13 protein-coding genes are annotated in these 10892 nt (G+C 66.8%); 6 read left to right on the top strand and 7 right to left on the bottom strand.

What is annotated here, in order from left to right; genetic code table 11:
* The 3 genes from VF536_RS01020 to VF536_RS01010 all read left to right on the top strand — a co-directional run.
* The coding region (locus tag VF536_RS01020) for a VacJ family lipoprotein (protein WP_331612910.1) at positions 1 to 801 on the top strand (801 nt) is incomplete at its 5' end.
* 126 nt (positions 802 to 927) lie between these two features.
* Complete coding sequence (locus VF536_RS01015) at positions 928 to 1572, top strand: ABC transporter substrate-binding protein (protein WP_331612909.1); 645 nt, start codon at positions 928 to 930, stop codon at positions 1570 to 1572.
* Between the two features lie 4 nt (positions 1573 to 1576).
* Positions 1577 to 1891: an STAS domain-containing protein gene (locus VF536_RS01010; protein WP_331612908.1), complete on the top strand. Its 315-nt coding sequence runs from the start codon at positions 1577 to 1579 to the stop codon at positions 1889 to 1891.
* 100 nt (positions 1892 to 1991) lie between these two features.
* On the opposite strand, the gene VF536_RS01005 is transcribed toward VF536_RS01010, so the two are convergent.
* Positions 1992 to 2852, bottom strand: a complete 861-nt coding sequence (locus VF536_RS01005; protein ID WP_331612911.1) for a MurR/RpiR family transcriptional regulator — start codon at positions 2850 to 2852, stop codon at positions 1992 to 1994.
* Between the two features lie 10 nt (positions 2853 to 2862).
* Positions 2863 to 4308 (bottom strand): glucose-6-phosphate dehydrogenase, encoded by a 1446-nt coding sequence (zwf, locus tag VF536_RS01000; RefSeq protein ID WP_331612907.1) that lies wholly within the window; start codon positions 4306 to 4308, stop codon positions 2863 to 2865.
* 228 nt (positions 4309 to 4536) lie between these two features.
* Here zwf and tal point away from each other — a divergent pair, with 228 nt between their 5' ends.
* Genes tal through VF536_RS00985 form a run of 3 tightly spaced genes read left to right on the top strand, consistent with a single transcriptional unit; the run spans position 4537 to position 7773 of the window.
* Entirely contained in the window at positions 4537 to 5487 is a 951-nt protein-coding gene (gene tal, locus VF536_RS00995) for a transaldolase (RefSeq protein WP_331612905.1), read from the top strand.
* Positions 5484 to 7112: a glucose-6-phosphate isomerase gene (gene pgi, locus VF536_RS00990; RefSeq protein WP_331612904.1), complete on the top strand. Its 1629-nt coding sequence runs from the start codon at positions 5484 to 5486 to the stop codon at positions 7110 to 7112. Before tal ends, pgi begins: the two co-directional genes overlap by 4 nt.
* 40 nt (positions 7113 to 7152) lie before the next feature.
* Positions 7153 to 7773 carry an HAD family phosphatase gene (locus tag VF536_RS00985; protein ID WP_331612903.1) on the top strand — a complete coding sequence of 207 codons (621 nt, stop codon included), beginning with the start codon at positions 7153 to 7155 and terminating at the stop codon, positions 7771 to 7773.
* A 32-nt stretch (positions 7774 to 7805) separates the two neighbouring features.
* Here the strand turns inward: VF536_RS00985 and VF536_RS00980 are convergent, their stop codons facing one another.
* The 5 genes from VF536_RS00980 to VF536_RS00960 form a co-directional block, all read right to left on the bottom strand.
* Positions 7806 to 8015 (bottom strand): DNA gyrase inhibitor YacG, encoded by a 210-nt coding sequence (locus VF536_RS00980; RefSeq protein ID WP_331612901.1) that lies wholly within the window; start codon positions 8013 to 8015, stop codon positions 7806 to 7808.
* A 53-nt stretch (positions 8016 to 8068) separates the two neighbouring features.
* Positions 8069 to 8824, bottom strand: coding sequence for a cell division protein ZapD (zapD, locus tag VF536_RS00975; protein ID WP_331612900.1), 756 nt, complete (start codon positions 8822 to 8824; stop codon positions 8069 to 8071).
* A gap of 76 nt (positions 8825 to 8900) precedes the next feature.
* A complete protein-coding gene (gene coaE, locus VF536_RS00970) occupies positions 8901 to 9494 on the bottom strand; it encodes a dephospho-CoA kinase (RefSeq protein ID WP_331612899.1) in 594 nt (197 codons plus the stop codon).
* Positions 9495 to 9513: 19 nt separating this feature from the next.
* Positions 9514 to 10458, bottom strand: a complete 945-nt coding sequence (locus VF536_RS00965; protein ID WP_331612898.1) for an A24 family peptidase — start codon at positions 10456 to 10458, stop codon at positions 9514 to 9516.
* Positions 10459 to 10892 (bottom strand): type II secretion system F family protein (locus VF536_RS00960; protein ID WP_331612897.1); only part of this gene is annotated, 434 nt, incomplete at its 5' end.

Here is a 10892-nt window from a genome sequence, read left to right as displayed (position 1 = left end):
CAAGACCAGGCCACCGCGGCTTCTGCCGCTGCACCCGCGCCCGGTGCGTCCTCGGCCGAGCCGGCCGCGGCTGGTCAGGCGGGGGCTGCCGCGGCTGCGGTGCAGGATGCCCCGGGCCCACGCGTGCGCAACCGCCTCGACCCTTGGGAAGGCTGGAACCGCAAGGTCTTCAACTTCAACGAGAAGCTCGACGAGAACCTGCTGCGTCCGGTCGCCACGGCGTACTCCGACCTCGTGCCGCAGCCGGCGCGCCAGGCCGTGGACAACTTCTTCGGCAACTTCTCGGATGCCTGGTCGGCAATCAACCTGTTCCTGCAGGGGCGCTTCAAGACCGGCGCGACGCAGACGATGCGTGTCGCCGTGAACTCGGTGTTCGGCATCGCGGGCCTGATCGACATCGCCACGCCCGCTGGGCTGGAGAAGACGTCGGAAGACCTGGGTCGCACGCTCGGCTACTGGGGCGTCAAGACCGGTCCGTACATCGTGTGGCCGCTGCTGGGGCCCTCGTCGCTGCGTGATTCCGTGACGCTGCCGGCCAACATCTACTACTCGCCGGCCTACCTGTTCGATGACGGCGAATACAAGTTCGCGATCTCCGCGCTGCAACTGATCAACACGCGTGCCAACCTGCTGCGGGTGACCGACATGCTGGATGGCATCGCGCTGGACAAGTACACCTTCGTGCGAGACGCCTATCTGCAGCGCCGCAACGTCAAGACGCACAAGGAACAGGAAGAGGATGACGACTACGAAGTCATCACCCCGGATGAAAAGCCGGTCAACCCTCAAGGCGACCGCTGAACGGTCCGTGAAGGAAGGTTGAACGCTGCAACAACCGGTAACGCCCATGGGGGCGGCCGGTGAACCGGCACCGGACTTGCCGCGTTGTGATCCGGCCCGTGTCATGAAGAGAGAGAAAGGACAAGCATGAATGCCACCAAACGACTGCTGCTCGGCGCGATCGTCTCGATCGCCACGCTGAGCCCGCTGGCCTCCTTTGCCGCCGACAGCTCGGCGCCGGATCAACTGATCCGCGAGCTGTCGATCGAGACGCTGGACGCCGTCAAGGGCGACAAGGCGATCCAGGGCGGCGACGTCAACAAGATCATGCAGCTGGTCGACACCAAGGTCATGCCGCATGTGGACTTCCAGCGCATCACCGCGACCGCGGTGGGCCGCTTCTGGCGCCAGGCGACGCCGGAGCAGAAGCAGCGCCTGCAGGACGAGTTCAAGACCTTGCTGGTGCGCACGTACGCCGGTGCTTTGACGCAGGTCAAGGACCAGACGATCGCCATGAAGCCGATGCGCGCGTCGCCCGAAGACAAGGAAGTCATCGTGCGCACCGAGATCCGCGGCAAGGGCGATCCGATCCAGCTGGACTACCGCCTGGAGAAGCTGGATTCCGGCTGGAAGATCTACGACGTGAATGTCCTCGGCATCTGGCTGGCGGACCAGTACAAGAACAGCTTCGCGCAGGAGATCAACGCCAAGGGCATCGACGGCCTGATCAAGTCGCTGGCCGAGCGCAACGCGCGTCCGGCCACGGCCGCCTCGGGCGCGAAGAAGGGCTGACGCGATGCTGAAGCTGCCGTCGCGGCTGCGCCTGGAGAACGTGCCGGAGGAGTGGGTGCGGCTCGAAAGCGCGCTGCGCGCCGAACTGGCGCAGGTCGGCAACGCCGCCGGACGCAGCGTCACGCTGGACGCGAGTGGCCTGACGGACTTCGACTCGGCGGCGCTGAGCCTGCTGCTCAGCGCGTTGCGCTTGTGCGGTCAGGACGGCTGGCAGCTGACGCTCCAGCAGGCCCCTCGCGAACTGCGTGAACTGGCGCGCGTGTACGCGTTGGAGCACCTGTTCTGGGCTGACGCGCCAGCGCCCGCCGAGATGGCCTGACGAGACTTTCGCCAATGACATCGGGCCGCTGACGCGGCCCGATTTCTTTTCAGGAAGTCATTTCGGCATGGCCACCGTCTGGTCGACGGCGCCGCGCGCCTCACTGCGCGTAGCGCTTCGTCCGGAGGTTGCGCTTGATCTCCTGCAGCATTGGGCGGAGGTTCTCGCCCAGTCGCAGCGCGACGCCGGTGGTCAGCACGTCCACGACGATCAGGTGCAGCAGTCGCGACACCATCGGGCTGTAGCGGTCGTAGTCCTCCGGATGGTCGACGGCCAGCAACACCTGACCCGGCAACTGACCCATCTGGGCCAGCGGCGAGCCGCTGGCGGTGATGATGATCGTCGTCGCGCCCTTCTTGCGAGCGATCTCTGCGGCGTCCATCAGGTCGCGGCTGCGGCCCGAGTTGGAGATGATCACGGCGCAGTCGCCCGCGCCCAGCATCGTCGCGCTCATCAACTGCACATGGCCGTCGCTGCACGCGAAGGTGTTGGCACCGAGACGGAAGAACTTGTGCTGCGCGTCCTGCGCCACGATGCCGGAGTTGCCGACGCCGTAGAACTCGATGCGCTGGCGCTGCCGGGCCGTTTCCGAGAGCGCCGTGATGGCGCGGTCGAAGGCATGGCTGGCGGCGTCGTTGCGGTAATGGAGCAGTGCCGCGACGGCGTTGTCGACCACCTTGACGATCAGGTCACCGGGCTTGTCGTCCTCGTCGACGGCGCGGTGCACGAAGGGCACGCCTTCGTTGACGCTGCCGGCGAGTTTCAGCTTGAAGTCGGCCAGGCCGTCGTAGCCGACGCTGCGGCAGAAGCGCACCACCGTCGGCTTGCTGACATGGGAACGATCGGCGAGCTCGCTGACCGGCAGACTCGCGAACGAACGCGGATCGGACAGCAGCAGCTTGGCGACGCGCTGTTCGGCGGGCGGCAGCGCGGGCAGCGCGGCCTTGACACGTTCGAGCATGCTCATCGCGTCAGCATTCCTCGATCCAGGAGTGGCCGTCGCGCGCCACCAGTGCACTCGAGGCCGGGGGGCCCCAGCTGCCGGCGACGTAGGTGCGCGGGCCGGTGCTGTCCTGCTTCCAGAAATTCAGGATCGGCTCGACCCAGCGCCAGGCCTGTTCCTGCTCGTCGCTGCGCACGAACAGGTTGAGGCGCCCGGCGATCGCATCCAGCAGCAGCCGCTCGTAGGCGCCGACCCGGGTGTGCGCGAAGGCCTTGTCGAAGTCGAGGTCGAGCGAGACCGGGCTCAAGGCCTCGGTGCTGGAGCCGCCCTTGTTGGCCATCAACTGGAGCTCCAGGCCGTCCTCGGGCTGCAGCTTGATGATCAGCCGGTTGGGGCAACTGCTGCCCGGGAAGATCGGGTGCGGCACCGGACGGAAATTGATGACGATCTGCGCGTCGCGCGCGGCGAGCCGCTTGCCGGTGCGCAGGTAGAAGGGCACGCCCGCCCAGCGCCAGTTCTGGATCTCCGTCTTCAGCGCGACGAAGGTTTCGGTGTGGCTGTCCGGTGGGATCTTGCCTTCGTCCAGATAACCCGGCACCGGCTTGCCTTCGGCGTTGCCGGCGCGGTACTGGCCGCGCACCACGTCGCGGGCGACGCTCTCCGCAGTGAACGGCTTGAGCGCGCGCAGCACCTTCAGCTTCTCGTCCCGGATCGCATCGGCGTCGTTGCTGGACGGCGCTTCCATCGCGATCATCGTCAGCAACTGCAGCGCATGGTTCTGGATCATGTCGCGCAGCGCGCCGGTGCCGTCATAGAACGGGCCGCGCGTGCCGACGCCCAGGCCTTCGGCCAGCGTGATCTGGATGTTGGCGATGCTTTCGCGCCGCCACAGCGGTTCGAACAGCGCGTTGCCGAAACGCAGCGCCATCAGGTTCTGCACCGAAGGCTTGCCCAGGTAGTGGTCGATGCGGAAAGCCTGTGTCTCGGAGAACACCGAACGCACGACGCGGTTGATCTCCTGCGCGCTGGCCAGATCGTGGCCCAGCGGCTTCTCCAGCACCACGCGCACGTTCGCGCCGTTCAAGCCCGCGGCGCCGAGCTGCTGGCAGATCTGCGTGAACAGGTGAGGACTGGTCGCGAGGTAGAACACGACCGTGTCGGCCTTGCGCTCACCGAGCCACTCCTTCAGCCGCGCGTAGTGGTCGGGCTGGGACAGGTCCATGCGGCGGTAATGCACCAACTCGGAGAAGCGGGCGAACTCGTCGTCGTTCGGCCGTTTGCCGGCTTCGACCTCCTGGAAGCGTTCCTTGAGCCACTCGCGATAGCGCTCGTCGGACTGCTCGTCGCGGGCGACCGCCAGGATGCGGCCGCCTTCGGGCAGCTTGCCGTGGCGGAACGCCTGGAAGAGCGCGGGCATCAGCTTGCGCCAGGTCAGGTCACCGGTGCCACCAAAGAAGACAAGGTCGAAGGACATGAGCGCGGCGCCCCGCGTCGGGGCGTAAGAGTTGTTGGCGATGTCTTGATGTAACGAAGTTACCGGAATTATGATGCCCCAGTTTCTTGGGCCGGTCAACGTGCGCGCCACCTCCCGAGGCGGGTGTCGCCAGCAGTTCTAATACGTCTTTCTCCGCCGGAGGCAGGGGCAAGGCCCATGCCTCCGACGCGTCCCGTCCGTTCTCGACCGCCTCAGGCGCCTACGCTCATGAACCAGCTCGAACAACTCAAGGCCTTCACCACCGTCGTCGCCGACACCGGCAATTTCAAGCAGCTGGCGCAGTTCACGCCGCGCGATGCGACGACGAACCCATCGTTGATCCTGAAGGCCGTCCAGTCGCCGGACTATGCCCACCTGCTCGAGGACACCGTTGCCGCGAACAAGACGGACGCGCTGGACCTGATCGTCGACAAGGTGCTGGTGGCTTTCGGCCTGGAGATCCTGAAGGTCGTGCCGGGTCGCGTGTCGACCGAGGTCGACGCCCGCCTGAGCTTCGATACGGTGGCCTCGCTCGCGCGGGCCCGCCGCCTGATCCAGATGTACGAGGACGCCGGCATCGGCCGTGACCGCGTGCTGATCAAGGTCGCGTCGACCTGGGAGGGTATCCAGGCTGCGCGCGAACTGGAAGTCGAAGGCATCCATACCAACCTGACGCTGCTGTTCTCGTTCTGCCAGGCGGTGGCGTGCGGCGAGAACGGCATCCAGTTGATCTCGCCCTTCGTCGGCCGCATCTACGACTGGTACAAGAAGGCCGCCGGCCCGAACTGGGACGAGGCCGCCAATGCGGGCGTCAACGACCCCGGCGTGAAGTCTGTGGCCGCCATCTACAACTACTTCAAGAAGCACGACATCTCGACTGAAGTGATGGGTGCGAGCTTCCGTAACGTGGGCCAGATCCAGGCGCTCGCCGGCTGCGACCTGCTGACGATCAGCCCCGACCTGCTCGCCCAGCTGCAGGGCAGCGAAGCCTCGCTGGCGCGCGCGCTCGACGCGGATGCCGCCAAGGCCCAGGACTTGCCTAAGGTCTCCTTCAACGAGGCGGCGTTCCGCTTCGCCCTCAACCAGGATGCGATGGCCACCGAGAAGCTGGCCGAAGGCATCCGCCTGTTTGCCGTCGATGCCGGCAAGCTGGACCAGATGATCGAAAGCCTGCGATGACCGAGTTCCCGCGTTGCGACCGCAGCCCGACCTGGGCGGCCTTGCACAGCCACTTCCAGCAATCCGGACGCGCGTTCGACGTGCGCCAGGCCTTTGCGACCGATGAGGGCCGCTTCCCGGCCTGGTCGCTGCAGGCGCCGGAGGTGTTCGCGGACCTGTCGAAGAACCGCATCGACGCCCGCGCGCTGGAACTGCTGCTGACGCTGGCCCGGGACGTGCAGCTGGAGTCGCAGCGCGAGGCGCTGTTCAACGGCGATCCCATCAACGCGACGGAAGGTCGCGCGGTGCTGCACACGGCGCTGCGCGCGCCGGCGGGGCAGGGGCCGCATTCGGACGAGGTGCAGGCCTCGCTCGCGCGCATGCTGGCCTTCGCCGACGCGGTCCGCGACGCGGCCCGCAGCGGCATCACCGATGTCGTGCACATCGGCATCGGCGGCTCGGACCTCGGGCCGGCGATGGTCGTGCAGGCCTTGCAGTCGTATGTGCCGGCCGGATTGACGCTGCATTTCGTGTCGAACGTCGACGGGCACGACCTGGCCCCGGTGCTGCGGGACCTGGATCCGAAGACCACGCAGTTCATCGTTGCCTCCAAGACCTTCACGACGCAGGAAACGCTGGCCAATGCGATGGCCGCCAAGGCCTGGTTCCTGCAGAACGGCGGAACCGACATCGCCAGGCACTTCGCCGCCACGACCAGCAACGCTAAGGCGGCGGCGGAGTTCGGCATCACGACGACCTTCGGCTTCTGGGATTGGGTCGGCGGGCGCTATTCGTTGTGGTCGGTGATCGGACTGCCGATCGCGATCGCCGTGGGCTCGACCCACTTCCGTGCGCTGCTGGCCGGTGCGCATGCGATGGACCAGCATTTCCGCAGCGCGCCGCTGGACGGGAACCTGCCTGTCCTGCTGGGGCTGCTGGATGTCTGGTACCGCAATTTCCACGGTTTCACCAGCCGCTCCGTGGCGCCGTATCACCAAGGCCTGCGCCGGCTGCCGGCCTATCTGCAGCAGCTGGAGATGGAGAGCAACGGCAAGGGCGTGGACCGCGCCGGTGACCCGCTGAGCTTTGCCACCAGCCCGGTGGTCTGGGGCGAGGCCGGCACCAACGGCCAGCATGCCTACTTCCAGATGCTGCACCAGGGAACCGATGTGATCCCGGTGGAGTTCATCGCCGTCAAGACGCCGAACTTCGGCGCGCATGTGCGCGGCGAACTGCTGGACAAGCTCAAGGACCAGCACGTGAAGCTGCTGGCGAATTGCCTCGCGCAATCGCAGGCGCTGATGCAGGGCAAGACCGCGGAAGCTGCGCGCACGGAGAAGGCGCCGACGGCGTCCCAGGATCTCGATCCGGACGTGCTGGCACGGCATCGGAGATTCACCGGCAACCGGCCGAGCACGACACTGCTGCTGGAGGCGCTGACGCCGTCGTCGCTCGGCGCGCTGATCGCGCTGTACGAGCATCGTGTGTTCGTCAGCGGTGCGGTGTGGAACATCAACAGCTTCGACCAGTGGGGCGTGGAGCTCGGCAAGGCGCTGTGCAACAGCCTGCTGCCGCGCCTGACCAGCGGCGATGCGTCGGGCCTGGACGCGTCCACGGCCGGCTTGCTGGCCAAGGTGCGCAGCTGAGCGCGCTTCCCCGAATCCCACGCAGTAGAGAACGAGTCAGATGAAGATCGTGTTCGATTTCGGCGCCGTGCTGTTCCGTTGGCACCCGCCGAGTTTCCTGGCCCGAGTCTGGGCCCACCGCGTCGCCGACGAAGTCGAGGGCGCTGCCGTCGCCAAGGACTTCTTCCAGGCCTACAGCGGCGATTGGGGGGCGTTCGACCAGGGGCTGGCGGATGCGCCCACCACGGCGGACCGCATCCACGCGCGCACCGGCTGGCCGCGCGAGGACATCGTCGCGGTGATGGACGCGGTGCCGTCGGAGCTGAAGCTCATCGAAGGCTCCGCGGCGTTGATCCAGGAGCTGAACGCACAAGGACACACGCTGCATTTCCTGTCCAACATGCCGGAGCCGTATGCCGATTACCTCGAGCAGACCTTCCCGCTGAAGGACTGGTTCGTGTCGGGGGTGTTCTCCGGGCGGGTGAAGCAGTCGAAGCCGTCGCGCGAGATCTTCGATCTCGCGCTCGAGCAGTTCGGCGCCAGGCCCGAAGAGGTCCTGTTCCTCGACGACCATCCGGCCAACATCGCGGCCGCGAAGGCCCTCGGCTGGCACACCCACCTGTTCACGACGCCGGAGCTGGCGCGTGAGGATCTGGTGCGACGGGCACTGCTGCCGGCCTGATCCGCTCAACGGCCGCCAGCGAACTCAAGGTCCTACTTCGAGGCGTCGTCCTCGTCGACCGTCGTCGGCGGCGCGGGCATGCGGAACGATTCGTCGGACCAATGGCCCAGGTCGATCTGGCGGCAACGCTCGCTGCAGAACGGTCGCCAGAGGTTGCTCGGCGCGAACAGGCTGTCGCCGCCGCAGGTCGGGCAGGGAACGATGCGGGGCGCCGGCGTGGCGGGGATGAATTTCTCGGTCATGGCGGAAACGGAACGACAGGGCGCGCCTGACGGCTGGCGCCAGGCGCACCAGGTCAGGAACAGAGGGTCAGTTCGAAGGTGGCGTCCACGGGGGCCGGTTTCAAGCGCCCGTCTTCATCCTGGCGCATCAGCCGGATCGAGACCATCAGCCGGTGGCCGCTGATCTCCGGGATCAAGCCCAGGCTGGGGTCGATCCGCATGCGCAGCATGTGGAAGCTGCGGCCGGGCGGGAGACTCTGCTGGTACTGGCCGCCGTGCGCGGCCACCTTGTGCGGCGAGCCGCTGTCGCGCAGCAGGCCGAGCAGCACATTGAGCGCCTCGGCCAGCGGCATCAGCGTCTGCGCCCACTGCATCAGGTCGTTGCGTCGACGCACCGGCAACAGTTGCTGCCACGCGTAGTAGGCGGGCAGGTCGAACTCGCAGGTCCCCCCCGGGATCGAGATCCGGCTGCGAATGCTCATCAGCCATTCGTTGGTCGTGAGCGTGTGACCGGCCTTGCCAGGCAACTGGTTGAGCTTGTCGAAGGCCGCATCGATGCGGCCGACCACCTCGTCCAGCACGGCTTCCGACACCGCCGGATTGCCGCGGTAGCTGTTGAACTGCGTGCGGTGGCGTTCCAGCTCCTTGAGCAGGTCGGCCTTGAGGTCGGCGCGCGAGGCGACGTCCATCACCTCGAAGATGGTGGCCAACGCGAAGTGGTGATCCATCGCGGTGTCGCGTGCCATCAGCTGACCGAGCCGATCGAACAGGTGTTCGAGTCTGAGCATCGTGCGGATGCTCTCGTTGAACGGGTATTCGTAGAGGACCAAGTCGACATCCCTTTGCGGCAAGTGACCATTGTTTCACAGTGCGTCGCGGCCTCCCCCACGGAACGGGTGAGGGCGGTCAGAACAGGGGACTGGTCAACAGGAGGGCCACCTCGTCTTGCAACTGCCCGATCGTGAGGCCGTCGTTATGGATCACCGCATCCGCGGCGGCGCGGCGCTGAATCCGCGTTGCCTGCTGGGCAAGGATGGCCCGCACGGCCGCCTCGCTCAGTCCCGAGCGCGCGATGACGCGGGCGATCTGTGTGTCTTCCCGGCAGTCGACGACCAGCACCCGATCGACCAGGCGCCGCCAGCGTCCTGATTCGACCAGCAGCGGCACATCGAACACGATCCGCTGCCCCGGCTTGGCGAGCGCCGCCTGCCGCATGGTTTCCGCGCCGATCATCGGATGCAGGATGGCTTCGAGCGCGCGCTTGGCCTGCGGGTCCCGGAAAGCCAGTTCCCGCATCGCGCCGCGGTCGAGCGCCCCATTCTCTGCGATGAAGGCGGGACCGAACCTCGCCTCGATGGCGGAGATCGCGCCGCCGCCGGTCGAGGTCAACGCGCGGGAGATCGCGTCGGTGTCGACCAGCAGCGCGTCGCCCCGCGCCACCAGCGCCGCTGCGACGGTGCTCTTGCCGCTGCCGATGCCGCCGGTGAGACCGATGCGCATGAGTGGCTACTGGCGCAGCTCAGACGGGCTGAAGTCCCAGCCAGATCGCGACCTTCGCGGTGCCGATCAGGAGCACGGCGAGTCCGCCGCCGGCCAGGAACGGACCGAATGGCACATAGCGACCCTCGCGCAGTCCGCCTCGCAGTTTCAGCCCGATGCCCACCACGGCACCGATCAGCGAAGCGAACAACGCGACCGGCAGCACCATCTGCCAGCCCAGCCACACGCCGAGGGCTGCCAGCAGCTTGAAGTCGCCGTAGCCCATGCCCTCCTTGCCGGTGGCGAGTTTGTACGCCCAATAGATCGACCACAGGGACAGGTAACCCGCCAGTGCACCGATCAGCGCATCGGTCAGCGAGACGGGAATCCATCCTGCGTAGGAGGCAATCAAGCCGGCCCACAACAGAGGCTGGTTGATGCCGTCGGGCAGCAGGGTGGTGTCCCAGTCGATGCCGGCCAGCGCCACCAGGGCTGCGGCGAAGCCGCAATACAGCAGGCTCGCCGGCTGTGCGCCGAGGCGCCAGGCGATGCCTGCGAACAGCAGGCCCGTGAGCAGTTCGACAAACGGGTAGCGCGCCGAGATCGGCGCCTTGCAGGAGGCGCATTTCCCACCCAGCCGCAGCCAGCCGAGCAGCGGCAGGTTCTCGTGCCAGCGCAGTCGGTGTCCGCAGTGAGGGCAGCGCGATGCCGGGCGGACCAGCGAGAACGGCGGCTGACGATCCAGCGACTCGCGCAGCGGGACCGCGGCGACCGCCAGATGGCTGGCGGCCGCTCCGTCGAGACCCGCATGGGTGCGCAGGTCGCTCTCGAGCGCCAGTTGATCGGCGCAATCGGACAGCCACTCGCGGTGCAGCATCACCGGCAGGCGGTAGATGACGACGTTGAGGAAACTGCCGACACACAGGCCGACAAGGCCGAGGAACGCAGGTGACAGCAGCAAGTCCAGCAGAGCCTGGTCCAGCACTTACACCACCGCGCCCAACTTGAAGATCGGCAGGTACATCGAGATCACGATGCCGCCGATCAAGGTGCCCAGGAACACGATGATGATGGGCTCCATCAGGCTGGACAGCGCCTTGACGGCGTCATCCACCTCTTCTTCATAGAAGTCGGCCGCCTTGCCCAGCATGTGGTCCAGCGAGCCGGATTCCTCGCCGATCGACGACATCTGCAGGACCATGATCGGGAAGATGCCGGTCGTCTGCATCGAAGTGGTCAGCGACGCGCCGGTCGACACGTCGCGCTGGATCTTCTCCGTCGCCTCGACGAACACCGCATTGCCGGAGGCGCCGCCCACCGAGTCCAGCGCCTCCACGAGCGGCACGCCCGCAGCGAACATCGTGGCCAAGGTGCGTGTCCAGCGCGCGACCGCGGATTTGTAGAGCAACTGTCCGAAGA

The organism is Roseateles sp., assembly GCF_036486225.1.
GTDB lineage: Bacteria > Pseudomonadota > Gammaproteobacteria > Burkholderiales > Burkholderiaceae_C > Roseateles.
The sequence above is the reverse complement of the archived record's forward strand: the minus strand, read 5'-3'. Positions and strand labels throughout refer to the sequence as shown.

What these genes read in the sequence shown, in the direction of transcription:
- pgi (WP_331612904.1), top strand. Translation starts at nt 5,484, where the DNA reads ATGACCGAGTTCCCGCGTTGCGACCGCAGCCCGACCTGGGCGGCCTTG.
- zwf (WP_331612907.1), bottom strand. Translation starts at nt 4,308, where the DNA reads ATGTCCTTCGACCTTGTCTTCTTTGGTGGCACCGGTGACCTGACCTGG.
- VF536_RS01010 (WP_331612908.1), top strand. Translation starts at nt 1,577, where the DNA reads ATGCTGAAGCTGCCGTCGCGGCTGCGCCTGGAGAACGTGCCGGAGGAG.
- VF536_RS01005 (WP_331612911.1), bottom strand. Translation starts at nt 2,852, where the DNA reads ATGCTCGAACGTGTCAAGGCCGCGCTGCCCGCGCTGCCGCCCGCCGAA.
- VF536_RS01015 (WP_331612909.1), top strand. Translation starts at nt 928, where the DNA reads ATGAATGCCACCAAACGACTGCTGCTCGGCGCGATCGTCTCGATCGCC.
- VF536_RS00980 (WP_331612901.1), bottom strand. Translation starts at nt 8,015, where the DNA reads ATGACCGAGAAATTCATCCCCGCCACGCCGGCGCCCCGCATCGTTCCC.
- tal (WP_331612905.1), top strand. Translation starts at nt 4,537, where the DNA reads ATGAACCAGCTCGAACAACTCAAGGCCTTCACCACCGTCGTCGCCGAC.
- coaE (WP_331612899.1), bottom strand. Translation starts at nt 9,494, where the DNA reads ATGCGCATCGGTCTCACCGGCGGCATCGGCAGCGGCAAGAGCACCGTC.
- VF536_RS00985 (WP_331612903.1), top strand. Translation starts at nt 7,153, where the DNA reads ATGAAGATCGTGTTCGATTTCGGCGCCGTGCTGTTCCGTTGGCACCCG.